This is a genomic window from Streptomyces sp. ActVer, assembly GCF_027270795.1.
GTDB classification, from domain to species: domain Bacteria; phylum Actinomycetota; class Actinomycetes; order Streptomycetales; family Streptomycetaceae; genus Streptomyces; species Streptomyces umbrinus_A.
This window is the reverse complement of the sequence record NZ_JAPWHT010000066.1, coordinates 1-22,682: the sequence shown is the minus strand read 5'-3', so window position 1 is coordinate 22,682 and position 22,682 is coordinate 1. Positions and strand designations below refer to the sequence as shown.

Below are 22,682 nucleotides of genomic sequence, written 5' to 3'. Positions count from 1 at the left end.
CTCAGATGTGCGGGACGTCGTCGGGGATGTCGTAGAACGTCGGGTGGCGGTAGACCTTGTCGGCGCTCGGCGCGAAGAAGGGGTCCTTCTCGTCGCGCGTGGACGCCGCGATGTGCTCCGAGCGCACCACCCAGATCGAGACGCCCTCGTTGCGCCGGGTGTAGAGGTCGCGGGCGTGGGTGAGCGCCATGGCGTCGTCGGCGGCGTGCAGCGAGCCCACGTGGACGTGGTTCAGCCCGCGCTTGCCGCGCACGAACACCTCGTACAGCGGCCAGTCGCCCTTGCCGGTGCCCTGGGTGGGGCCCGGGGTGATGTCGCTCATGCCGTCGCTCCTTCACGCGCGCGTGCCGCCTGCTTGGCCGCGTGGGCCGTGGCCGCCTCCCGCACCCAGGCGCCCTCCTCGTGAGCGCTGCGGCGCCGCTCCACCCGCTGTGCGTTGCACGGCCCGCCGCCGGAGATGACGCGCTTCAGCTCCTCCCAGTCGGGGGTGCCGAAGTCGTGGCTGCCGCGCTCCTCGTTCCAGCGCATGCCCGGGTCCGGCAGCGTGACGCCGAGCTTCTCGGCCTGCGGGACGGTCATGTCGACGAACCGCTGACGCAGTTCGTCGTTGCTGTGGCGCTTGATCTTCCAGGCCATCGACGCCGCCGAGTTGGGCGAGTCGCCGTCGGGCGGGCCGAACATCATGAGCGACGGCCACCACCAGCGGTTCACCGAGTCCTGGACCATGGCCCGCTGGGCCTCGGTGCCGCGCATCATCGTCATCAACAGCTCGTAGCCCTGCCGCTGATGGAACGACTCCTCCTTGCAGATCCGCACCATCGCGCGCGCATAGGGCCCGTACGAACTCCTGCACAGCGGAACCTGGTTGCAGATCGCGGCGCCGTCCACGAACCAGCCGATGACGCCGACGTCGGCGAAGGTCGGTGTGGGGTAGTTGAAGATCGACGAGTACTTCTGGCGCCCCTCGATGAGCCGCTCGGTCAGGTCCGCGCGGTCGGCGCCGAGGGTCTCCGCCGCCGAGTACAGATACAGCCCGTGGCCGGCCTCGTCCTGGACCTTCGCGAACAGGATGGCCTTGCGGCGCAGCGAGGGCGCGCGCGTGATCCACTCGCCCTCCGGCTGCATGCCGATGATCTCCGAGTGCGCGTGCTGCGCGATCTGCCGGACGAGCGTCTTGCGGTAGCCGTCCGGCATCCAGTCGCGCGGCTCGACCCGCTGGTCCCGCGCGATCGTCGCGTCGAACTGCTGCTGCAGCTCCTGGAGCGGCACCTCGGCGGAGTGTGTCGTCGTCATCGATACCAGCTTCCCAACCGACCATTCGTTCGGTACCAGTGTGACGTGTTTCTGCCGACCGGGCAAGACCCGGGCACAATCAGGGGCGGTGCGTCTCCGGGCCCGTGAGCACCTGGGTTCACCTGCGACCACCGATCATGTGATTGTGGAATAATTCAACATGAGCTACGAAAGGCTACTTTCGTGACCAAGATGAGCAACGGGGCTGACTACGAGAGCATTCGGTTTGACCGCAGCGGTCAGGCCGAAGCCTTTGACGCCATCGGCGACCGTTATGACGAGGCTTTCCCGCACAAGGAGGGCCAGCTCTCCGCCGGGGAATGGCTGATCGACTCGCTGCCGGCGGGTTCCCGCGTGCTCGACCTCGGCTGCGGCACCGGAGTGCCGACCACGCGCCAGATGACGGACGCCGGCTTCGAGGTGGTGGGCGTCGACCTGTCGCGCAGAATGGTGCAGCTCGCCCGGGAGTACGTTCCCGCGGCGACGTTCCACCAGATGGACATCGCCGACCTGCGCCCCGGCGGCCCGCAGGACCTCGGCCGTTTCGACGCCGTCGCGGCCTTCTTCTCCTTGCTGATGCTGCCCCGCGTGGAGATACCCCTCGCGCTGCAGACGGTCCGGCACCTGCTGGTTCCCGGTGGTCTGTTCGTCCTCTCCATGGTGGAGGCCGATGTGGACAACTACGCGATCCCGTTCCTCGGAAACACGATCCGGGTTTCCGGATACGTACTGGAGGACCTGCACAAGGTCATCGAGACCGGTGGCTTCGAGATCGTCAAGGAGGCCGCCTACACCTATGCCCCGGCGGTCGCCGACGTCCCGCCCGAGGAGCAGGTCTTCCTCTGCTGCCGACGGCTCGACTGAACAGGCACGACCCTTCACCGCGGACCGCGGCCCACCGACGGGACGAAACGCGTGACGGAGCACCCCACCCCCCAGGGCCCGCGTGTCACCCGGACCCCCCAGCCAGCCCCTCCGCACGGCCGCCGTGCGGAGGGCAGGGGCTCCCAGTTCCAGAACCCGGTGCCGGACAGCCCCCCGGAACCAGGTCCTGACAGGGGAGGAGCACAGACGGACCGACTTCAGTACCTGGACGTGGCGACCCGACGGATCGCCCGCGGGATGGACCTGGACGAGACGCTCCGCGAACTGCGCCGGGCCGCCGTCCCCTCCTTCGCCGACGCGATCATCGTCCATCTGCACGATCCGCTCCCTGTCGGGGACGAGAAGTCGGCCGCACCCGTCATCCTCCAGCTGCACAGCGTAAGCAGGAAGCCTCACTCTCCCCAGGCCTCCCGATCGCCGCTGTTCAAGACCCATCCCATGCACTCGGACATCGCCGAGCGCGTACGGCCGGACGTCGCCGGCCGGCTCTCGAAACTGCTGCGGGCCGGCCGGCCCGCCTTCGGCGACGCGCCGGGAATCGCGCCCGCGGTGGCCGAACTGCTCGGGCCCCTGGCGAGCGTGCCGGAGGCGATTCCGCCGGGGCGCCGGCTGATCATCGCCCCGCTGCACGGCCGCCGGCACGTCATGGGGACGGTCGTCCTGCTGCGTCGGCCCGACCGGGCCCCCTTCACCCGTGACGACCTGCTCGTCGCCTCACAGCTCGCGACACACACCGCCATCGGCGTACAGAAGGCGGTGATGTACGGGCATGAGGCCTCCGTGGCGGACACGTTGCAGCACACCATGCTGCCGTCGTCACTGCCCGAGCCCACCGGGATCCGGCTGGCCAGCCGCTATCTGCCCGCCTCGAAGACCGCCCAGGTCGGGGGCGACTGGTACGACGCGATCCCGCTGCCCGGCAACCGCGTCGCGCTGATCGTCGGGGACGTCATGGGCCATTCCATGACGTCCGCCGCGATCATGGGCCAGCTGCGCACCATCGTGCAGACCCTCGCCGGGCTCGACCTGCCTCCGGACGAGGTCCTGCACCACCTCGACGAGCAGGCCCAGCGCCTCGGCAGCGACCACATCGCGACCTGCCTCTACGCGATCTACGACCCGATCTCGCACCGGCTGCTCATGGCCAACGCCGGCCACCCGCCCGCGGTGCTCCTGCACCCGGACGGCCACGGCGAGGTGCTCCGCGTCCCACCGGCCGCCCCCATCGGTGTCGGCGGGGTCGACTTCGAGTCCGTGGAGATGCACGCCCCCACCGGAGCGACCCTTCTGCTCTACACCGACGGCCTCGTCGAATCGCGCGAGACGGACGTGGGAACAGGCGTCGAGGCCCTGCGCACCAGCCTCCGAATCGTGGCGAGCGGACACTCCATGCCCTCGCTCGAAGTGCTCTGCGACCACATCCTGGGCGCCATGGTCCCGGGCTCACGGGACGACGACATCGCACTGCTCACCGCCCGGTTCGAGGGCTTCCCCCCGGACAGCGTGGGGTACTGGCACCTGGACCCCCACCCGCTGACCGCCGGACAGGCACGCCGCCTGACCCGCAGGGCACTTCGCCGCTGGGACCTGGAATCCATGCTCGACTCCACGGAACTCATGGTCAGCGAGGTCGTGACGAACGCCGTCCGTTTCGCCTCACGGCCCATCGCGCTGCGGCTGCTGCGCACCGACGTCCTCCGCTGCGAGGTGACCGACGACTCCTCCCAGGTGCCCCGGATGCGGCAGGCCCAGCCGGGCGACGAGGGCGGCCGAGGCCTCTTCCTCGTCGATCAGCTCGCGCAGCGCTGGGGCGCGACGAGGCTGAGCACGGGCAAGGTCGTCTGGTTCGAGCAGCAGATCCCGAAGAAGCCGAAGGAGTAGCCGCCCCGGCCGTCACCAGCCTGACCGGTGATGCCCCTTGCATGCCCTGATGTCACCCGTCAGGATGGTGACGTGAATCTGGATCATGCCTTCTTCTGCGGGAACCCCGCGCTCGACTTCGCGGCCACGCTCCGCGCCCGCCGCACGCTCCGGTTCGAGACGCTCGTGTCGCCGGAGCGACTGGACGCCTGGTACGTCGAGTCCGGAATCGTCGACGCCGTCTCTCCCAGCCGGGAGGCCGACGTCGAGCAGGCGATCGCCGTACGGGAAGCCGTCTACGACCTGATCGCCGCCCGGCGGCTCGGCGAGGCCTACGACGAGGCGGCGCTCGCCGCGGTGAACGGCGCGGCCCGCATGCCCTCGGCGACGCCTCAGCTCACCGCGACGGGGCGATGGACGGCCGCGACGCCCGAAGAGGCACTGGCCACCGTGGCACGCCAGGCCGTCGAAGTCCTCAGCGGACCCGAGGTTCCGCTGCTCAAGGAATGCGGCAATCCCGAATGCACCCGCGTCTACATCGACCGGTCGCGCGGTGTGCGCCGGCAGTGGTGCGGCATGGAGTCGTGCGGAAACAAGGTCAAGGCCGCGGCCTACCGCGCCCGCAAGAAGCAGGCACGGACAGCCTCGGTTCACTGAGGCGCCGAGTCCTCAAGCTTCTCGTGCCAGGTCTCGTGCAGTGCTTGCCGCGGCAAGCACCCGCGGCCTACACCGGCAGCCGGGCCCCGAGGATGGCGAGGCAGTTCCTCCACAGGACGTCGAGGCGCCGGGGGTCGTTGTAGAGCTTGGCGAAGAGCACCTGGCCTTCGAGTTGCGCGACGACGGACCGGGCGGCCTCGCGGTGGTCGCCGACGGCGATCTCGCCGCGCTCCGCGGCCTCGGCGACGACCTCCTCGACCATGCCGACCTGCGCGTCGAAGATTCCCTGCAGGCGCGAACGAACGGCCTCGGTCTGGTTGCTCAGTTCCAGGGTCAGATTCCCGAACAGGCACCCTGAGACCGTGCCGCAGCTCTGCTGTCCGGCGCGCTGGCCGGCCTCGGTCTCCTCGAACAGCTGACGCAGCCGCTGGAGCGGGTCACCGTCGCCGCGCAGGATGCGGCTCCAGTCGCCGCGCTGGGTCTCCCAGTGCTCGTCGAGAACAGCCAGGGCGAGCGCTTCCTTGGTCTCGAAGAAGTAGTAGAAGCTGCCCTTCGGCACGCCCGCGACCTTGCAGATCTCGGCGGTGCCGAGGGCCGAGTAGCCCCGCTGCCCGATGAGTGACTGCGCGGCGGTGAGGATCTTCTCCCTGGCGTTGCTGGTCCGTCCCATAAGGCCAATATACGACCGATCGACTATTTACCCGTGGGCCAGTCACCCGTGGGCCCGTCACCCGTGGGTGTCCCGGCGCGGGCTCGGGTCAGAATCCGCGCCAGATGTTGTCGAAGGCCGCGTCCTCGATGGATCGGCGCTGCCGCACGGCTTCCAGTTCCATCACGGCGTCGTTCACCGCGGCCAGTACCGTCGCCACCGCGTCGTCGGCGATGTCCGGGACGTCGGGAGGCTTCGGGGATTCCTCGGCGTCCTCGCCGAGAGGCTCACCGTGCAGCGCGGCGGCCGTCGCGAGGGCGACCAGCACGGGCTCGTGGGATTCCCAGCGGTCGACCGCCCCGCGGCGAGCCGGGGAATCGACGAGCGCCACGTCACCGGCCCGGAAGGACATCAGGCGGCGGCGCTGCCGGGTGAGCTGGCCCTCGGTCTCGAACGCGGCCAGATACGCCGAGGACAACTCGCGGCCTCGGCGCCACAGCCAGTCCTCGACCGACTCGTACGGCTCCTGACGAGTGAGCGCCGACTCGGCCTCACGCAGCAGGGGGTCATCCAGGGAGGGCCGGTCGCCGGGCACGATGCGATCGCCGTCCAGCTCGACGGCTCGGGCACCGAGGAGGTCGATGACCTCGGCCCCGGCGAGCGCCAGAGACAGGCTCCCGCGGTCCGCGGGGCGGCCGGACTCCACATCCATGGCGACGATCAACAGGTCCCGCGGTGTGGTCATGATCCGCTTCCCCTCGGAGGTATGAGCAAGCGTACGTCGCCGGCGGAGAGGCCCGCCGTGCGGTCGACCGGACTCACAGGCACGTACGGACGAGCCACTCGTCGGAGTTGTACGTGTCCCTCGCCGGGTCGGGCACGGTCGCCGGCTTCTCCTCGACCATGTCCGCCAGGCCGATGCGCTCCGGCAACGCGCCGAATCGCGTACGGCGTGCAACCTGGGCGGCGTCCGGAGCGTTCTCCTGATGCACCATCTCGTCCTCCTGTGTTCGATCCGGGTCCGATCGAGGCGAAGGCGGCGTCACCCGGCCCGCTCGCGTCACCTGCGAAACAGGTGATGATGATCGCAGCGATTTTCGTCACCTGTCAAGATGGTGACGGTGTCGAGGATTCCCATCAGAAGCCCCACCACGACCGGAAGCGGCACCCCGGACTCCCGCGGCGACGATTTGTTCGACAGGACTTACCAAACTTGGAACCTTCGCTTTCTTGAACTGTTCGTGTTTAGGACGCTAGGTTTGGCGCCATGACCACACCCCGTACTCCGACCACTGCAGAGGAGCTGCGCGGTGTCGGCCTGCGGGTGACGGCCGCCCGCGTCGCACTGCTCGAGACCGTCCGCGGCGGCGACCACCTCGGAGTCGAGGCGATCGCCTCCGGGGTACGCGACCGCGTGGGCCACATCTCCCTCCAAGCCGTGTACGAGGCCCTCCACGCGCTCACCGCGGCAGGGCTCATACGCCGCCTCGAACCGCCCGGCAGCCCGGCCCGGTTCGAGGGACGTGTCGGAGACAACCACCACCACCTCGTGTGCCGTACGTGCGGTGTCGTCGTCGACGTCGACTGCGCGGTCGGCCACGCCCCCTGCCTGACCGCGTCCGACGACCGCGGTTTCGCGATCGACGAGGCCGAGGTCATCTACTGGGGCCTGTGCCCCGCCTGTTCCACCACCAGCAGTTCCTGAGCACCGTGATCCACCCAGTTCGGAAGGACTCTCATGACTGAGAACCATGATGCGATCGTCACTGACCCGAAGCCCGAGGAGGCAGGCGGCTGCCCGGTCGCGCACGGGCGCGCGCCGCACCCGACTCAGGGCGGCGGAAACCGCCAGTGGTGGCCGGAGCGGCTCAACCTGAAGATCCTTGCCAAGAACCCCGCCGTGGCGAACCCCCTCGGTGAGGACTTCGACTACTCCGAGGCGTTCAAGAACCTCGACCTCGCTGCCGTCAAACAGGACATCGCCGAGGTACTGACCACCTCGCAGGACTGGTGGCCGGCCGACTTCGGCAACTACGGCCCGTTCATGATCCGTATGGCGTGGCACAGCGCGGGCACCTACCGCATCAGCGACGGCCGCGGCGGCGCCGGTGCCGGTCAGCAGCGCTTCGCTCCCCTGAACAGCTGGCCGGACAACGGCAACCTGGACAAGGCCCGCCGTCTGCTGTGGCCCGTGAAGAAGAAGTACGGCCAGAGCCTCTCCTGGGCCGACCTCATGATCCTCACCGGCAACGTCGCCCTGGAGCAGATGGGCTTCGAGACCTTCGGCTTCGCCGGCGGCCGTGCGGACGTCTGGGAGTCCGAGGAGGACGTGTACTGGGGTCCCGAGACCACGTGGCTCGACGACCAGCGCTACACCGGCGACCGTGAGCTGGAGAGCCCGCTCGGCGCCGTCCAGATGGGCCTCATCTACGTCAACCCCGAGGGCCCCAACGGCAACCCGGACCCGATCGCCGCGGCCCGCGACATCCGTGAGACCTTCCGTCGCATGGCGATGAACGACGAGGAGACCGTCGCCCTCATCGCCGGTGGTCACACCTTCGGCAAGACCCACGGTGCGGGCCCGGCGGAGAGCGTCGGCGACGACCCCGAGGCCGCCCCGATCGAGGCGCAGGGCCTGGGCTGGAAGAACTCGTTCGGCACCGGCAAGGGCGCGGACGCCATCACGTCCGGCCTGGAGGTCACCTGGACCACCACGCCCACCCAGTGGAGCAACGGCTTCTTCGACAACCTCTTCGGCTACGAGTGGGAGCTGACCCAGAGCCCCGCCGGCGCCAACCAGTGGAAGCCGAAGGACGGCGCGGGCGAGGGCACCGTCCCGGCCGCCCACGACGCCTCGAAGAAGATCGCCCCCTCGATGCTCACGACCGACCTGTCGCTGCGCTTCGACCCGATCTACGAGCCCATCTCCCGCCGCTTCCACGAGAACCCGGCGGAGTTCGCGGACGCCTTCGCCCGCGCCTGGTACAAGCTGACCCACCGTGACATGGGCCCGAAGTCGCTCTACCTCGGCCCGGAGGTCCCGGCGGAGACCCTGCTGTGGCAGGACCCGCTGCCCGCGGCGGAGGGCGAGGCCATCGCCGCCGAGGACGTCACCGCCCTCAAGGCGAAGATCCTCGACTCGGACCTGACCGTCTCGCAGCTCGTCTCCGCGGCCTGGGCCTCGGCCTCGACGTTCCGCGGCAGCGACAAGCGCGGTGGCGCCAACGGCGCTCGCGTCCGTCTGGAGCCGCAGCGCGGCTGGGACGCCAACGACCCCGACCAGCTTGCCCAGGTGCTGCGTGTCCTCGAGGGCATCCAGGCGGAGTTCAACTCCGGTGCCAAGAAGGTCTCGCTGGCCGACCTGATCGTGCTCGGTGGCAGCGCGGCCGTCGAGAAGGCCGCCAAGGACGCCGGTCACGACGTCGTGGTGCCCTTCACCCCGGGCCGTGTCGACGCCACGGAGGAGCACACGGACGCGGAGTCCTTCGCGGCCCTCGAGCCGACCGCCGACGGGTTCCGCAACTACCTCGGCAAGGGCAACCGCCTGCCGGCCGAGTACCTGCTGCTCGACCGGGCGAACCTGCTGACCCTCAGCGGCCCCGAGCTGACGGTCCTCGTCGGTGGCCTGCGCGTCCTGGGCGCCAACCACCAGCAGTCGTCGCTCGGTGTCCTCACCGAGACCCCCGGCAGGCTGACGAACGACTTCTACGTCAACCTGCTCGACCTGGGCACGACGTGGACGGCGACGTCCGAGGACGCGACCACCTTCGAGGCCCGCGACGACGCCACGGGCGACGTCAAGTGGACCGGCACCCGTGCCGACCTCGTCTTCGGCTCGAACTCCGAGCTGCGCGCGCTCGCCGAGGTCTACGCGGCCGACGACGCGAAGGAGAAGTTCGTGAACGACTTCGTCGCGGCGTGGACCAAGGTCATGGAGCTCGACCGGTTCGACCTCGTCTGATCAGTTCACCCAGTTCATCGTGACGTTCGGGCCGGCCTGCACAGGCCGGCCCGGACGTTCTCGTTCCGGCACTTCTCCGCCGGCTCCGGGACCCCTCCCCAAGCGGGTCCGTATAAGTAGGAGGGCCGATGCCCCCTCGTCCGGAGCACGGAGCCCGGAGCCCGGAATATGGAGATCGCGGCTCAACGGCGTTGGTGGGCGTACGAGTTGATACGCGTTGAAGGGTGAACGGATGAGCATGGGCAGGGGTCGGGTCGGCGTCGCGGGGGTGCTGACCCTGATGGTGGTCCTCACCGGCTGCGGAGGGGGTGTCGGTGGCGGCCGGGACGACGGCTCCGGGGAGGGGGCGGAGTCGTCTTCCACGCGTACGCCGTCGGAGTCGGCGCGGCCGTCCTCGCAGGCGGCGTCGCCATCCACCTCCGCGTCCCCGTCCCCGTCCCCGTCCCCGACTGGAGCGGCCACGTCGGACACCCCCGGCGGCGGCACCGATGCCGACGCCTGCTTCGACGGACGATGCGAGATCACCGTGTCGAAGCCCATGACCATCAAGGTCGACAGCCGGTTCGGCGTCAGCAACCTCCGGGTCACGAAGGTCACGGAGGATGCCGTCATGGTCCAGTCCTCCGGCTCCGGCGTCTTCCTGAGCACGTCGGTCGGCGAGGGCGGCACCGGCGGGCTGAACAGCCTCGGCTTCCGCGTGAAGTCCCTGAAGGACGGCAGAGCGGTGCTGGAGTTCTTCCCCAAGAGCTGACTCCCGGCCACCACTCAGCGGACGACCAACGACCGGAACGCGGAGCGCACGTCGGACTTGGACTCGCTGACGTACCTGGTCGACGGCGGGCCCGAGCCGGAGTCGCTGGAGGTGAAATACGTGATGAGGGAGGGGCAACTCGACCCGTTGATCTGGATCTTGCGCTTGGCGACGAGCTTGCCGGTGCGCACCTCGTAGACCTTCACCGGGACCGCGATCTTGTGGAAGGTCACGTACGTGGTGGACCCGGAGGACTTGCCTTGGTACGGGCAGGTCCGGACGGAGGTGCCGAAGGTGTCCTCGCCCATGCAGACCACCAGGACGGCGTCGGCCGCGTCGGCGGCCTTCCAGGAACCGGGGAGTTTGTCGGAGTAGTCCTGGCCGTATGTGTTGCCGGTGTAGAACAGCGCGCGGTTGGTGCCCTTGCCCATGGGCTTGGCGCCGCTGTACTTCGCCGGGCGGGAGCAGTACTCGGGCTGGGAGCCCGTGCCGCCCGGCGCCAGCAGGCTGCGGACGTTGGCCAACTCGATGCTCTGGGTGGCCTTCCGGGCTCCCTTCCTGGCCTTGTCCGCCAGGTCGTCGCCGGGGTAGCGGTCCAGCAACTGCTCGTAGTGCGCCAGGGCGTTCTGCCAACTGCTGTCCGCCATCAGCTCGTCACCGCATCCGACGAGCGCGGCGGGTGCGGTCCGCCGGGCCGTGCCGGCGGACCGGTCCAGTACGTCGTTGCTGCGCTTGCGGTCGCGGAGCCAATCGGTGACGGTGACGGTGGTGCAGGGGTCCTTGGCGGGCAGGCCCCCGAGGAATCCGGTCAGGGTCGTCTCGACCGTCTTCTCGTTGCCGGGTTCGGCGAGGACGGAGGCGAGTGTGCCGAAGCCCTCGTCCAGGGCATCGGTGTTCCCGGTCAGCGCGGTGTTCAGTTCGGTCCGGGCCGACCGCAGCCGGTCGCATGCCTCGACGCTCTCGTCGCCGCGGGCGGCCAGCGGGGCGTCGGCGACGCGATGCCCGAACCACACCCTGTCCTGGGCGCTCAACACCCCGGCGCAGTCGCCGCTTTCGCGGGCCTCGGTGACGCTCTCCTCGATCCTGGACACGTCGAATCGCAGCAGCGCCACGGCCAGCACCACCGACAGCGTGATGCAGAGCGCGACCACGCGCTGACCACGCAACGCGACCCCGCCGCCGCCTCTGCGCGCCAGGAACCACCCGTGGGCGACGACCGCGGCCCACCACACGAGCACGGCGATCTCGTACGCCGGCCGGGCGGTCGAGACGAGCCGGGAGACGAGCACGACGGTGACGACCGCGGCGGCGACGGCGAGTCCGCGTCGCCGCAGCATCAGGTAACCGACGCCGAGAAGGGAGGCGTTGCCGAGGGCGACGGCCAGCGGGTCGTGCCCCCGGTTCTCGGTAGGCGTGGGCTCCGGCATTTCGGGCAGGGCATGCGTCGGTTCGTTCATCCTGGTCTCCCCCGGTCGCAGCACGAGTCTCGATGTCGCATGGTGCAGCCCCGCCCCCGGGACCCCTCCCGGGGATCTGCGCTCTCAGCGCATGAGCGCGCCGCGCAGCGTGAGGCCGTAGTTGGTGCGAAGGCGGCGCAGTTCCCAGAGGCCCACCGCGGTGACCGACAGCGGCGCGCCGAGCGTGACAACGATCCGGACGGGCCCCGGCAGAGTGTCGTAGGCCCCTGTGAACATGTCCACCAGTGCCATCTCCCACACAAGCGTGATGGCCAGCAGAGGCGGCACCGTCTCATGGATGTCCGCCGTGCGGAAGACATGGACGAGGGACATACCGACGCCGTAGAAGACGAACGGGAGGACCCAGACGATCGTGAGCAGCGTGACGACCACGGTGACCACCGTCATCGCGGGATTGGTGGCGAACCGCCCGCTGACGAATCCGGTGAGCACGGACGCGGGGAACACGAACATGGCGCCCATGATGGCCAGGATCGAACCGAAGGGCTTCGCGGTGCGGCGCAGCAACTCCTGACGGGCCGGTGGCCGGGCCACGGCGATCAGCAGACCGACGGCCACCGGGAAGGTCGCCGCGAGCACAAGTACGTTGATCCAGGCCTGGTTGCCGCGGTCGCTCGCGATGTCCCCGGCGGACGCGGCGAGTTTGTAGGAGAGCGTCACCCACAGGACGGCGCAGAGGCCGACGATGGTGCGGATCTTCTGGATACGGGCGACCACCTCGTCGTCCACCCGGCCCGGCCGCGACGGTGTGAAGACCTTTCGCCCGACCGCGATGGGATCCGCGGTGCGCCACAGCCGCCCGAGTGGACCCACCCGGCGCTGGGGCAGCGGTCCCGGGTACGGCGGGCCGGGTTGCGGAGGGTAGGGGTGCGGACCGTTGGGATACGGGCCGTTGGGATACGGGCCGTTGGGATACGGGCCGTTGGGATACGGAGCGTTGGGCGGGTATCCGCCGGGCGGCGGTGGGGTGTTGTACGGGTACGGACCCTGGGGCTGCGGAGGCACGTTGCCACCGTGCGGGTCGTACGGCGGCGGCCCCTGCGGGTTCCAGGCGTTCATCTCTGCGGCTCCCCCGATTCACGGCTGAAGTGACGGACGCGTCGCCGCAGTGTGTTGGTTGCAGAAGGGAAGCACTTTTCCGAGGCCGGGGCGGGCCCCGGGGTCACTCCCAGACGACGACGTTGCGTCGCACGGGCACCGTCGAGGCGTCGGTGGCGAACAGTTCCGGCGAGTGTGCGCGGATGCGTTCGATGTCGCTGAAGACGGCCCGCAGGTGCGTACGCATGGCCGTGCGGGCGAGCGGGACGTTCCCGCCGACGATCGCCTCGAAGATCTCGTGGTGCTGGGCGGCGAAGACGGCCGGGGACACGTTCTCGTGCAGACCGAGGCGCCGGGCCCGGTCCAGGTGGCCCTTTGCCGCGGCGACGGTGGTCCACACGTTGCCGTGACCGCTCAGGCGCATCAGGCCCTGGTGGAACGCCTCGTCCAGATCGAAGAACTCCTCCAGGTCGAGGTCCGCGCGCTGCTGGCGGTTGAGGTTGCCCCGCAGCTCCTCGACGACCGCGGGGTCGAGCCGCTCGGGAAGATCGTCGAGCGATGCGAGCTCCACCGCCTCCCGGAGGAACTGCGCGTCGGCGACCTGCGCCGGATCCACCCGCGACACGAACGACCCGATCTTCGGGAAGACCTGCACCAGGCCCTCCTGGGCCAGCAGGATCAGGCTCTCCCGCACGGGCGTGCGGCTGACGCCCAGCGACGCGGCGAGTTCGTTCTCCGAGAGGGCCGCGCCCGGGGGAAGTTCGAGGGTCAGGACCAGCTGACGCAATTTCAGATAGATATCGCGCCGACTCGTCCGCCCGTTCGTTTGAGCCATGTGCACATCGTACGTAGGGCGGCGGCACAAGTATTGCCATGCTGCGCGACAGATGCTTGTATACAAGCACTTCGCGACCAAGGAGTACCTGTGAGCAAGATCGAACGCGTCGAGGTGTTCGTCGCCTCCCCCGGCCGCACCTTCGTCACGCTGCGTATCACCACCACGGACGGGGTGACCCGGCTCGGTGACGCCACGCACAACGGTCGTGAGCTGTCCGTGGCGAGCTACCTGCGCGACCACGTGGTTCCCCTGCTGATCGGCAAGGACCCGGCCCGTATCGAGGACATGTGGCAGTACCTCTACAAGGGTGCCTACTGGCGGCGCGGGCCGGTCACCATGACCGCGATCGCCGCCGTCGACACCGCCCTGTGGGACATCTTGGGCAAGACGGCCGGGCTGCCCGTCTACCAGCTCCTCGGCGGCCGGTCCCGCGACGGTGTGCTGGTCTACTCGCACGCCAGCGGCACCGACACACCCTCGCTGCTGGACGACGTCGAGCGCTATCTGGAGCTGGGCTACAAGGCCGTACGGGCGCAGGCCGCCGTGCCCGAGGTCGGCGGCACGTACGGCGTGCGCAAGGGCAAGGTCTACGAGCCGGCCGCGACCGAACTGCCCGACGAGCAGCCCTGGGACACCGAGGCCTATCTCGGCTTCGCGCCCACCTATCTGGAAGCGGTGCGGGAGCGCTTCGGTTTCGGCTTCCACCTGCTGCACGACGTGCACCACCGGCTGACCCCCATCGAGGCGGCCCGGTTCGGCAAGAGCGTCGAGGGGTGCCGGCTGTTCTGGATGGAGGACCCGACCCCCGCCGAGAACCAGGAGTCGTTCCGGCTGATCCGGCAGCACACCACGACGCCGATCGCGGTCGGCGAGGTGATGAACTCGATCTGGGACGTCCAGCACCTGATCACCGAGCAGCTCATCGACTACGTACGCACCACCGTCGTCCACGCGGGCGGGATCACCCATCTGCGGCGGATCTTCGACCTCGCCGCGCTCTACCAGGTGCGGACCGGATCCCATGGGGCGACCGACCTCTCCCCCGTCAGCATGGCGGCCGCCGTGCACGTCGACATCACCGTGCCGAACTTCGGCATCCAGGAGCACATGGGCCACCCGGACGAGACCGCCGAGGTGTTCCGTACCGGGGTGACCTTCGCCGACGGCATGCTGCACCCCTCCGAGGAGCCGGGCCTCGGCGTCGAGTACGACGAGAAGGCCGCCGAGCGCTTCCCCTACCAGCGGCGCTACCTCCCGGTCGCCCGCCGTCTCGACGGGTCGGTGCACGACTGGTGAGCGCCGACGACCTGTTGAACCGCGAGGCCCTCCTCCGGCTCGCGCCCGGGCAGCGACCCGCCGTCGATCCGGCCGAACTGCGCACCCGCGTCGTCCACTTCGGGCTCGGCGCCTTCCACCGGGCGCACCAGGCCGTGTTCACCGAGCAGGCCGCCGCGCGCTCGGGAGAGCCCTGGGGCATCACCGCGGTCGCGCCCCGGTCGGCCGCGACCGTACGCGCCCTGCGGGACCAGGACTGTCTGTACTCGCTCACCGAACGCCGTCCGGACGGGCACCGCACGCGTGTCGTGGGCTCGGTCGTCGGCGCGCTGACCATGGGCCCCGACGCCAGGACCGTCGACGCCCTGCTCGCCGACCCCGAGGTGACGGTGGTGACGCTGACCGTGACGGAGAAGGGTTATCACCGTTCCCCGTCGACCGGCGGCCTTGACACCGCGGCCGGGCCCGTCGCCGCCGACCTCACGACGGCCGCCGATGGACCCCTGGCCACGGTGGTCGGACGGCTGGCCGCCGGGCTGGCCGCTCGGATGCGGGCGGGCGCGCCCCCGATCAATGTCGTGTCCTGCGACAACATGGCGGACAACGGAGCCGCGCTGGGCCGTGTGGTCCACGACTACATCCGTGCGTCGGCCTGGCCGGACCGTGCGGAGATCCTGGACCGGATGGCCGAGGCCGTCGCCTTCCCCGCGACAGTCGTGGACCGGATCGTGCCCGCGACGAGCGAGGCCGACCGGGCGGCGGCCGATGCCGCGCTCGGGATGCGCGACGCCCTCCCCGTGACGGGCGAGCCGTACCGGCAGTGGGTGCTGGAGGACTCCTTCGCCGCGCCCCGGCCGCCCTGGGAGCTCGACGGCGCCCTGTTCGTCCCGGACGTCGCGCCCTACCAGCTCACCAAGCTGCGGCTTCTCAACGGCTCCCACTCGGCCCTGGCCTACCTCGGCAGCGCCACCGGGCTCACCACGATCGCCGGGACCATGGCGGCGGACTGGGGCGAGCGCCTCGTACGGGCGCTGTGCGCGGAGGTAGCCCCGACCCTCCCGGCCGACGGCCCCGATCCGGTCGCGTACGCCGACGATCTCCTCGTACGTTTCCGCAATCCCGCCATGCACCACCTGCTGCGGCAGATCGGCTCCGACGGATCACTGAAGATCACGGAGCGCTGGCTGCCGGCCCTGCGCGAACTGCGGGCCCGTGGCGCGAGCACCCCCGTCCTCGAACTCGCCCTCGCCGCCTGGGCGGACAGCACCCGCCGGGCCGACGGGCCACCCGATCCCGCCGCCGAGGCACTCACCGCCTGCTGGGAGCCCGCGACCCGTCCCGCCGAGACCGTACGCGCACTGCTGCGCGTGCTCGGCGCGGTGGACCTGGCGGACGACGACGCGCTCACCGCCGCCGTCGCGGACCGGCTCCCCGCCCTGCGTGCCGGACGCGTCGAGGTCTGAGCCCCACCCACTGCTCCCCCCTCCGAACCCCTCTCAACTCCCCACATCTGAGCCTCACTTCAGTCCCCGAACAACGGAGTTCACGATGAAGGACAGCGTCATAGCCGCTCAGCAGACGCCATCCGCTCAGCGCAGCACACGCGATCTGACCCGGGCCGCCGTCTCGGGCTGGCTCGGCACGGCCATGGAGTTCATGGACTTCCAGCTGTACTCGCTGGCCGCCGCGATCGTCTTCAACAAGATCTTCTTCCCGGACGTCAGCCCGGCCATCGGGCTCATCGCCGCGATGGCCACCTACGGCGTCGGATACGTCGCCCGGCTCGCCGGCGCCGTCTACTTCGGGCGGATGGGCGACCGGATCGGCCGCAAGAAGGTCCTGTTCCTCACGATCCTGCTGATGGGCGCCTCCACCACCCTGATCGGCGCCCTGCCCACCTACGCCACCATCGGCATCCTCGCGCCGATCCTGCTCGTCGTCCTGCGCCTGGTGCAGGGTTTCGGCGCGGGTGCCGAGATCGCCGGGGCGACCGTGATGCTGGCCGAGTACGCGCCCGTGAAGAAGCGCGGGCTGATCTCCTCGCTGGTGTCACTCGGCACGAACTCGGGGACGCTCGCCGCCTCCGGTCTGTGGGCCATCCTGCTCGCCGTGCTCAGCGAGGACCAACTGCTGTCCTGGGGCTGGAGGTTGCCCTTCCTGCTGAGCTTCGGGCTGATGATCTTCGCGGTCTGGATTCGCCGCAGTCTCAAGGAAAGTCCGGTCTTCGAGGAGCGCCCCGACGTGGTCGACGGTGTGGCGCTGGCCCGTGACGAGGTCGAGTCCGTGATCGCCACGGCGGACGAGCACAAGGGCAGCGTCCTGGCGGCGGGCATCCGCCAGCGCAAGGGCAAGGCGTTCTTCCTCGCGTTGGGACTGCGCTTCGGCCAGGCGGGCAACTCCGGGCTGATGCAGACGTTCCTGGTCGGCTACATCGCCACCAACCTGGCGGTCGGCCGGTCCGTACCGACGGACGCGATCGTGTACGGCTCGCTGGTGGGCTTCGCCACCGTGCCCGTGATCGGTCTGCTGGGCGACCGCTTCGGACGCCGCGTGATCTACCTCGCGCTCTCAGCTCTGACCGTCGTCCTCGCCTTCCCGGTGATGCTCCTCATCACCTCCGGCTCCACCCCGGGCATCATGCTCGGCATGGTCCTCGGCCTGAACGTCGGCGTCCTCGGGCTGTTCTCGCTGGAGAGCGTCACGATGGCCGAACTCTTCGGCTCCCGCACCCGGTTCACCCAGCTCGCGCTCGCCAAGGAGATCGGCGGCATCCTCGCCACCGCGATCGGACCGGTCCTCGCGGCCACGCTCACGGCCGTCACCGGCAGTTGGTGGCCCATCGCGGCGATGCTCGTCGTCTACTCGCTCATCACCTTCGTCAGCGCGTTCCTCGCGCCCGAGACACGCGGACGCGATCTGGTCCGGCTGGAGGACGCCGTATGAGGGCGGTTGTGGTGCACGGTCCCGGCGACGTACGCGTCGACGAGCGGGCCCGGCCGGTGCCGGGCGCGGACGAGGTGCTGCTGGCCCTGGAGTGGGGCGGAATCTGCGGATCCGACATCGCGTACTGGAAGAAGGGCGCGTCCGGCACCGCCGCGCTCACACACCCGCTGGTGCTCGGGCACGAGTTCGCGGGCCGGATCGCCGCCCTCGGCAACGGAGTCACCGGCCTCCGGGAAGGCCAGCCGGTCACCGTGCACCCGGCCCAACTGGTCGGCGACGGCGTCCTTCCCGAGCGGATCGCCGGACGGACCAACCTCTACCCGCGCGTCCGCTACTTCGGCTCGGCGGCCTTCGACCCGCACACCGACGGCGGGTTCAGCGAGTACCGGGCGGTCCCGGCGACCCAGATCCGGCCGCTGCCGGACGGTGTCGGCACCGAACAGGGCGCCCTCGCCGAGCCGTTGGCCGTCGCCCTGCACGCCGTCGGCCGGGCCCCCGAACTGCGCGGCCGTACGGTGCTGGTCAACGGCTGTGGACCGATCGGCTCCCTGGTCGTCGCCGCCGCACGGTACCGCGGAGCGGGCCGGGTCGTCGCCGCCGATCTGGCCTCGTCGTCCCTCGCCGTCGCCCGCGCCATGGGCGCCGACGAAACGTGCGGCCTCTCCGACGGCGACGCACTGCCCGAGGACGTGGACGTGGTCTTCGAGGCGTCCGGCGCCCCGGCCGCGCTCGGTCCCGTACTGCGCGCCACGGCCCGCGGAGGCACCCTCGTCCAGGTGGGCAACCTGCCCGGTACGGCCGTGGCCGCCGCGCTCGGCGACCTCGTGACCCGGGAGATCACCTGGATCGGCTCGTACCGTTTCGTCGAGGAGATCGACGAGGCGCTGCTCGCACTCCGGGACGGCCTGGACGTGACCCCGCTGATCACCCACCGCTTCCCGCTGGAACGGGCCGAGGAGGCACTCGCCGTCGCCGCGGACCCGGGGAGCGGGAGCAGCAAGGTGATGTTGCGGCTCGGGGCAGATACGCCCGATACGCCTGACGTCACCGCAGCCGCCGCAGCCGCGGGGTTGTGACGCGGCGGGTCCTTGTGCCCGGGCCCGCCGCCACTTCATTGAGTCCGCACTCCCGTCCCGTCCCGTCCGCCAGGAGAATCCCGTGTCCTTGCCGTCCCCTCCCCACGTCGCCGACAGCCAGGAGCCGGTGGCCGACGTCGTGTGCGTCGGCGAGACGATGGCCGTGCTCAGCCCGCCGGACGCCCGCCCGCTCGCCGAGCAGGCCGTGCTCAGCATGGCCATCGGCGGCGCCGAGTCCAACGTCGCCTGTGGACTGGCCGGTCTCGGGCACCGCGCCGCCTGGCTGAGCCGACTCGGTGACGATCCGTTCGCCCGTCGCATCCTGGCCGAACTCACCGCGCGGGGCGTGGATGTGAGCGCCGTCGAGACCGATCCTGAGCGACCGACCGGCGTCTACTTCAAGGACCCGGGTCCGGACCGCACTCGTACGCACTACTACCGCGGCGGATCGGCCGCGTCCCGGATGGGGCCGGAGCTGGCCCGGCTGCCCGTACTCCGCCGGACCCGCATCGTGCACCTGTCGGGCGTGGCCGCGGCCGTCTCCGACAGCTGTGCCCGCCTGTTGGAGGCGCTGCTCCTGGGCCGGGAGGGCCGCGCCGGGCGTGGTCCGGGCGTCTCGTTCGACGTGAACCACCGGCCCGCGCTCTGGCGCGGCGGCGGTGCGGACGCCGCGCGGAGCCTGCTGGCGCTCGCCCGCGCCGCGGACGTCGTGTTCGTGGGACGGGACGAGGCCGAGGAGTTGTGGGGCACCGCCCTTCCTGACGACGTCGCGGCCCTGCTCGCTCCCGCGCCCGTCGTGATCGTCAAGGACGCCGAGCACGGCGCGACCTCGTACGCCGACGGGGTGCGGACGTTCGTGCCCTCGCTGCCCACCAAGGTGGTCGAACCGGTCGGCGCGGGCGACGCGTTCGCGGCCGGCTATCTGGCCGGCGTCCTGGAGGACCGCGACGAACGGTCACGGCTGCGCCTCGGTCATCTGGCGGCCGCCGCCGCGCTGCGAACGCGGGACGACGTTCCCGTCATGCCGCCGCGCACGGAGACCGACCGGTGCCTCGACCTGGACGACGACGCGTGGGCCGCCACGGCACCACGCTGAGGAAGCCGCCGCGCCACAGCCCGGGTCGGGCCCCACCGCATCGCGCACCACCGAAGGAGAACTCCCGCCCATGACCGCCGACTTCCTCTCCCAGCTGTCGAAGGACCGCGTGATCGCCGTCGTCCGTGCCCCGGAGATACCCGACGCGGCGGCGTTGTGCGCGGCCCTGCGCGCCGGCGGCATCCGCTGGATCGAGTTCACCCGCACGACCCCCGGACTCGCCGCGCATCTGCGACGGGCGGTGGCCGAGGACGGGGACGGCATCGGCGCGGGCACGGTGATGACCGGCGAACAGGCCGAGGAACTGATCGACGCGGGGGCCAGGTACCTCGTCACCCCCGGCTGCCGCCCGGAGGTGGCCGAGGCGGCGTCGGCGGCCGGAGTTCCGGTCGTGATCGGTGCCCTCTCCCCGACGGAGGTCGGGCTGGCGCTCGACCTCGGCGCCGACGCGGTGAAGATCTTCCCCGCGCGCGCCTTCGGCCCCGGCTACCTCCGGGACCTGGCCGGCCCGTTCCCGGACGTACCGCTGGTGGCCTCGGGCGGCGTCAACGAGGACAATGCGGCCGCCTTCCTCGCCGCCGGGGCACGTGCGGTGTGCGCCGGTTCGAACGTCGTACCGCCCTCCCTGGTGGCCGCCGGGGACTGGCCGGAGATCACCCGACGGGCCCGTGCCTTCACGGACTCCTGTCGATGAGGGCCGGGGGCTGCCTCAGGCGGGGCTGTCCCACAGCACGTGCAGGGTGAGCGGCTTGCGGAAGACCAGACCGTACGGAGCGGTGGGGTGCTCCGGGTCGAGGCGCAGAGCGGGGAGGCGTTCGAGCAGCCGCTGGAGCGCGATCCGGGTCTCCAGGCGGGCGAGGTGTGCGGCGAGGCAGTAGTGCGGGCCGTGGGCGAAGGCCAGTTGGAGGCGTGCGTTCTCGCGGCGGACGTCGAAGCGGTCGGGGTCGGGGAAGACGGCCGGATCGCGGTTGGCGCCCGTCAGGGAGACGGTGACCAGGTCGCCCTTGCGTATCGCGGCCGGGCCGAGGACGGTGTCGCAGGTGGCGTACCGGTCCACGACCGCGGCCCCGGGTTCGAGCCGCAGCGATTCCTCGATCGCGCCGTCCAGGAGATCGAAGTCGGTCCGGACCAGGGCGAGTTGGTCGGGGTGGTGCAGCAGATGCAGCAGCGCGTTGGTGATCATCCCCTCGGTGGTCTCGATGCCTCCGAACATCAGGACCGCGGCGTTGGAGGCCACCTCGGGCACCGCCAGCCGCCCGGCGGCGGAAACGAGGAGCGACGACGTGCCCCGGTCCGCGACGGTGGCTTCCACGGCGGCCCGTAGTTGCGCGTACGCAGCGGCGCCGGCGGGCGCCGCCTCATGTCCGGCGGTGATGTCGGAGACCGACCGCACGATGGTGTCGTACCAGGAGAGCACTGTCTCCGCGTCGGTGCCCACCAGCCCGAGCGCCTCGGTCACGACGGCGACCGCGAGCGGTCCGGCGAAGGCGCGTCGCAGGTCGACGGCGCCGGTCGGTTCCAGTTCGGTGATGAGCCGCTCGGTCTCCCGCTCGATGAACGAGGCGAAACCGTCACGGACCTCGCGCGGGCGGAAGGGCTGGATGCATCCCCTCTGTAGTGGTGGGCGCCCCCAGCGGGCACCCGGCACCACAGTTGTAACAACCGCCACTGACAACGAGAAGCGGCCTGTCCCCTCCCCCGTGAGAGGACAGACCGCGGTCCTCACCTCAAAGGGCGACGATCCGAATCGGCGTCAGCTTCGGTGCCAGCTTGGGCGTCAGCAGGGGAAGAAGACGCTGTTGTCGTTGGCGAGCCGCTTGAACGCGGCCTTCGTCCCCGATCCGGCGATCCCGTCGATGGCGCCCGTGTAGCCCCAGTTGAAGGCCAGCTTGCGCTGCAACGCCTTGATCGTGTTGGGGCCGACGATGCCGTCGATGGCACCGGTGTAGCCCCAGTACTCCTTGAGCCAGCGCTGGTACGCCTTCCAGCTGTTGGTGCCCAGCAGACCGTCGATGGCGCCGGTGTAGCTCGCCGGAGCGTTCCTCAGGAAGCACTGCATGTTCTTGGCCTGCTGGGTGCTCAGGCCGAGGTTGTTCGTCGCGAGGATGGTGACGTCCTGGGCGCTGACCGCCGGCTTCACGGCCGGTGCGGAGTCCGCGAAGGCGGCGCCCGAGCCCGCCAGGCCCCCGGCGGCGATCCCGACGGCGGTGGTGACACCGACGATCGTCCTCGTCAGAGCTCGCATACTTTCCCCTCCGATGCTTCGGTTCCCTCTGTGCCCTCTGTGGGCGGGGCCGACCGTGCGGTCGGCTCGGCAATCAGACTGTGTGGCGGACGGTGTGCCGCGCCACGACCACCGGGAAAGTGACGTCATCACGGGACGTCCCACCCGCTGACCTGCGTGGGCCTCATTCGCTGGGACGATCCCGCGGGACGGTTCCGGTCGCGCCGCCGTGGCGGACGATGGCCGATTCGGTACGGAGGCGGAACCGGTGTATGGGGCACATCGTGAAAGCTGATGCAGAATGCGCGGGAAATTCGGACCGCTGACCTCGGTCCGCGAACGCGAGTGGGGGGAACATGTCGCGTTGGAAAGCCCTGCCCGGAGAACTGGATCCGCGTGTACGGCAGTTGGTGGTGCGTCTACGCCGGCTCAAGGACCACAGCGGCCTGAGCCTGCGGCAGTTGGGGGCGAAGACGGGGTACAGCGCGTCGTCGTGGGAGCGGTATCTGGGCGGGCGGTCGCTGCCGCCCCGGGAGGCCGTCGAGGCGATGGCCCGGATCGGCGGTGACGATCCGACCCGGCTGCTCGCGTTGCACGAGGTCGCCGTCGAGGCCTGGGGAGAGGGACGCGGGGGCACGTCGGCGCCGGAAGGACCGGA

23 protein-coding genes are annotated in these 22,682 nt (G+C 70.5%); 13 read left to right on the top strand and 10 right to left on the bottom strand.

All coding sequences use genetic code 11. The features are described 5' to 3' along the window. Position 1: 1 nt before the first annotated feature. A complete protein-coding gene (gene paaB / locus O3Q52_RS13960) occupies positions 2-322 on the bottom strand; it encodes a 1,2-phenylacetyl-CoA epoxidase subunit PaaB (protein ID WP_269649095.1) in 321 nt (106 codons plus the stop codon). Further along, a complete protein-coding gene (gene paaA, locus O3Q52_RS13955) occupies positions 319-1,293 on the bottom strand; it encodes a 1,2-phenylacetyl-CoA epoxidase subunit PaaA (RefSeq protein ID WP_269649094.1) in 975 nt (324 codons plus the stop codon). Before paaA ends, paaB begins: the two co-directional genes overlap by 4 nt. A gap of 192 nt (positions 1,294-1,485) precedes the next feature. On the opposite strand from paaA, the gene O3Q52_RS13950 reads away from it, so the two are divergent. The 3 genes from O3Q52_RS13950 (at position 1,486) to O3Q52_RS13940 (ending at position 4,695) form a co-directional block, all read left to right on the top strand. After that, positions 1,486-2,157, top strand: a complete 672-nt coding sequence (locus O3Q52_RS13950; RefSeq protein WP_269649106.1) for a class I SAM-dependent methyltransferase — start codon at positions 1,486-1,488, stop codon at positions 2,155-2,157. Between the two features lie 258 nt (positions 2,158-2,415). Continuing rightward, positions 2,416-4,059, top strand: a complete 1,644-nt coding sequence (locus O3Q52_RS13945; protein ID WP_269649105.1) for a SpoIIE family protein phosphatase — start codon at positions 2,416-2,418, stop codon at positions 4,057-4,059. Positions 4,060-4,131: 72 nt separating this feature from the next. Beyond that, complete coding sequence (locus O3Q52_RS13940; RefSeq protein ID WP_269649093.1) at positions 4,132-4,695, top strand: CGNR zinc finger domain-containing protein; 564 nt, start codon at positions 4,132-4,134, stop codon at positions 4,693-4,695. Between the two features lie 67 nt (positions 4,696-4,762). On the opposite strand, the gene O3Q52_RS13935 is transcribed toward O3Q52_RS13940, so the two are convergent. From O3Q52_RS13935 to O3Q52_RS13925, 3 genes are all read right to left on the bottom strand, one after another. Continuing rightward, positions 4,763-5,365, bottom strand: coding sequence for a TetR/AcrR family transcriptional regulator (locus O3Q52_RS13935; RefSeq protein ID WP_269649092.1), 603 nt, complete (start codon positions 5,363-5,365; stop codon positions 4,763-4,765). 88 nt (positions 5,366-5,453) lie between these two features. Continuing rightward, on the bottom strand, positions 5,454-6,089 hold the full coding sequence (locus tag O3Q52_RS13930; RefSeq protein ID WP_269649091.1) for a GPP34 family phosphoprotein: 636 nt from the start codon (positions 6,087-6,089) through the stop codon (positions 5,454-5,456). A gap of 73 nt (positions 6,090-6,162) precedes the next feature. After that, complete coding sequence (locus O3Q52_RS13925) at positions 6,163-6,339, bottom strand: hypothetical protein (protein ID WP_269649090.1); 177 nt, start codon at positions 6,337-6,339, stop codon at positions 6,163-6,165. A gap of 272 nt (positions 6,340-6,611) precedes the next feature. Between O3Q52_RS13925 and O3Q52_RS13920 the strand changes: the two genes are divergently transcribed. The 3 genes from O3Q52_RS13920 (at position 6,612) to O3Q52_RS13910 (ending at position 10,056) form a co-directional block, all read left to right on the top strand. Then, positions 6,612-7,049 carry a Fur family transcriptional regulator gene (locus O3Q52_RS13920; protein ID WP_269649089.1) on the top strand — a complete coding sequence of 146 codons (438 nt, stop codon included), beginning with the start codon at positions 6,612-6,614 and terminating at the stop codon, positions 7,047-7,049. 33 nt (positions 7,050-7,082) lie between these two features. Further along, complete coding sequence (katG, locus tag O3Q52_RS13915) at positions 7,083-9,305, top strand: catalase/peroxidase HPI (protein WP_269649088.1); 2,223 nt, start codon at positions 7,083-7,085, stop codon at positions 9,303-9,305. 232 nt (positions 9,306-9,537) lie between these two features. Beyond that, positions 9,538-10,056, top strand: a complete 519-nt coding sequence (locus tag O3Q52_RS13910; RefSeq protein WP_269649087.1) for a hypothetical protein — start codon at positions 9,538-9,540, stop codon at positions 10,054-10,056. Positions 10,057-10,070: 14 nt separating this feature from the next. On the opposite strand, the gene O3Q52_RS13905 is transcribed toward O3Q52_RS13910, so the two are convergent. The 3 genes from O3Q52_RS13905 to O3Q52_RS13895 form a co-directional block, all read right to left on the bottom strand. Then, on the bottom strand, positions 10,071-11,513 hold the full coding sequence (locus tag O3Q52_RS13905; protein WP_269649086.1) for a tol-pal system YbgF family protein: 1,443 nt from the start codon (positions 11,511-11,513) through the stop codon (positions 10,071-10,073). A gap of 84 nt (positions 11,514-11,597) precedes the next feature. Beyond that, positions 11,598-12,593: a hypothetical protein gene (locus O3Q52_RS13900; protein WP_269649085.1), complete on the bottom strand. Its 996-nt coding sequence runs from the start codon at positions 12,591-12,593 to the stop codon at positions 11,598-11,600. Positions 12,594-12,696: 103 nt separating this feature from the next. Then, complete coding sequence (locus O3Q52_RS13895; RefSeq protein WP_269649084.1) at positions 12,697-13,407, bottom strand: GntR family transcriptional regulator; 711 nt, start codon at positions 13,405-13,407, stop codon at positions 12,697-12,699. A gap of 90 nt (positions 13,408-13,497) precedes the next feature. Here O3Q52_RS13895 and manD point away from each other — a divergent pair, with 90 nt between their 5' ends. The 6 genes from manD (at position 13,498) to O3Q52_RS13865 (ending at position 20,494) form a co-directional block, all read left to right on the top strand. Then, the gene (gene manD, locus O3Q52_RS13890; protein WP_269649083.1) at positions 13,498-14,706 is read left to right on the top strand and encodes a D-mannonate dehydratase ManD; all 1,209 of its coding nucleotides are present in this window, start codon (positions 13,498-13,500) and stop codon (positions 14,704-14,706) included. Further along, positions 14,703-16,148 (top strand): mannitol dehydrogenase family protein, encoded by a 1,446-nt coding sequence (locus O3Q52_RS13885; RefSeq protein WP_269649082.1) that lies wholly within the window; start codon positions 14,703-14,705, stop codon positions 16,146-16,148. The genes manD and O3Q52_RS13885 overlap by 4 nt, the downstream gene beginning before the upstream one ends. Positions 16,149-16,233: 85 nt before the next feature. Beyond that, complete coding sequence (locus tag O3Q52_RS13880) at positions 16,234-17,628, top strand: MFS transporter (RefSeq protein WP_269649081.1); 1,395 nt, start codon at positions 16,234-16,236, stop codon at positions 17,626-17,628. Continuing rightward, a complete protein-coding gene (locus O3Q52_RS13875; RefSeq protein ID WP_269649080.1) occupies positions 17,625-18,704 on the top strand; it encodes an L-idonate 5-dehydrogenase in 1,080 nt (359 codons plus the stop codon). The genes O3Q52_RS13880 and O3Q52_RS13875 overlap by 4 nt, the downstream gene beginning before the upstream one ends. An 82-nt stretch (positions 18,705-18,786) precedes the next feature. Continuing rightward, positions 18,787-19,800: a sugar kinase gene (locus tag O3Q52_RS13870; protein ID WP_269649079.1), complete on the top strand. Its 1,014-nt coding sequence runs from the start codon at positions 18,787-18,789 to the stop codon at positions 19,798-19,800. A 70-nt stretch (positions 19,801-19,870) separates the two neighbouring features. Beyond that, the gene (locus O3Q52_RS13865) at positions 19,871-20,494 is read left to right on the top strand and encodes a bifunctional 4-hydroxy-2-oxoglutarate aldolase/2-dehydro-3-deoxy-phosphogluconate aldolase (RefSeq protein ID WP_269649078.1); all 624 of its coding nucleotides are present in this window, start codon (positions 19,871-19,873) and stop codon (positions 20,492-20,494) included. Positions 20,495-20,509: 15 nt separating this feature from the next. Here the strand turns inward: O3Q52_RS13865 and O3Q52_RS13860 are convergent, their stop codons facing one another. After that, a complete protein-coding gene (locus O3Q52_RS13860; RefSeq protein ID WP_269649077.1) occupies positions 20,510-21,448 on the bottom strand; it encodes a cytochrome P450 in 939 nt (312 codons plus the stop codon). A gap of 129 nt (positions 21,449-21,577) precedes the next feature. Further along, on the bottom strand, positions 21,578-22,045 hold the full coding sequence (locus O3Q52_RS13855) for a peptidoglycan-binding domain-containing protein (RefSeq protein ID WP_269649076.1): 468 nt from the start codon (positions 22,043-22,045) through the stop codon (positions 21,578-21,580). Positions 22,046-22,380: 335 nt separating this feature from the next. On the opposite strand from O3Q52_RS13855, the gene O3Q52_RS13850 reads away from it, so the two are divergent. Next, the coding region (locus tag O3Q52_RS13850; RefSeq protein WP_269649075.1) for a helix-turn-helix transcriptional regulator at positions 22,381-22,682 on the top strand (302 nt) is incomplete at its 3' end.

Coding starts and splice junctions, on each gene's coding strand:
- paaB (WP_269649095.1), bottom strand. CDS start 322: ATGAGCGACATCACCCCGGGCCCCACCCAGGGCACCGGCAAGGGCGAC.
- paaA (WP_269649094.1), bottom strand. CDS start 1,293: ATGACGACGACACACTCCGCCGAGGTGCCGCTCCAGGAGCTGCAGCAG.
- O3Q52_RS13950 (WP_269649106.1), top strand. CDS start 1,486: ATGAGCAACGGGGCTGACTACGAGAGCATTCGGTTTGACCGCAGCGGT.
- O3Q52_RS13945 (WP_269649105.1), top strand. CDS start 2,416: ATGGACCTGGACGAGACGCTCCGCGAACTGCGCCGGGCCGCCGTCCCC.
- O3Q52_RS13935 (WP_269649092.1), bottom strand. CDS start 5,365: ATGGGACGGACCAGCAACGCCAGGGAGAAGATCCTCACCGCCGCGCAG.
- O3Q52_RS13930 (WP_269649091.1), bottom strand. CDS start 6,089: ATGACCACACCGCGGGACCTGTTGATCGTCGCCATGGATGTGGAGTCC.
- O3Q52_RS13925 (WP_269649090.1), bottom strand. CDS start 6,339: ATGGTGCATCAGGAGAACGCTCCGGACGCCGCCCAGGTTGCACGCCGT.
- O3Q52_RS13920 (WP_269649089.1), top strand. CDS start 6,612: ATGACCACACCCCGTACTCCGACCACTGCAGAGGAGCTGCGCGGTGTC.
- katG (WP_269649088.1), top strand. CDS start 7,083: ATGACTGAGAACCATGATGCGATCGTCACTGACCCGAAGCCCGAGGAG.
- O3Q52_RS13910 (WP_269649087.1), top strand. CDS start 9,538: ATGAGCATGGGCAGGGGTCGGGTCGGCGTCGCGGGGGTGCTGACCCTG.
- O3Q52_RS13905 (WP_269649086.1), bottom strand. CDS start 11,513: ATGAACGAACCGACGCATGCCCTGCCCGAAATGCCGGAGCCCACGCCT.
- O3Q52_RS13900 (WP_269649085.1), bottom strand. CDS start 12,593: ATGAACGCCTGGAACCCGCAGGGGCCGCCGCCGTACGACCCGCACGGT.
- O3Q52_RS13895 (WP_269649084.1), bottom strand. CDS start 13,407: ATGGCTCAAACGAACGGGCGGACGAGTCGGCGCGATATCTATCTGAAA.
- O3Q52_RS13880 (WP_269649081.1), top strand. CDS start 16,234: ATGAAGGACAGCGTCATAGCCGCTCAGCAGACGCCATCCGCTCAGCGC.
- O3Q52_RS13875 (WP_269649080.1), top strand. CDS start 17,625: ATGAGGGCGGTTGTGGTGCACGGTCCCGGCGACGTACGCGTCGACGAG.
- O3Q52_RS13865 (WP_269649078.1), top strand. CDS start 19,871: ATGACCGCCGACTTCCTCTCCCAGCTGTCGAAGGACCGCGTGATCGCC.
- O3Q52_RS13855 (WP_269649076.1), bottom strand. CDS start 22,045: ATGCGAGCTCTGACGAGGACGATCGTCGGTGTCACCACCGCCGTCGGG.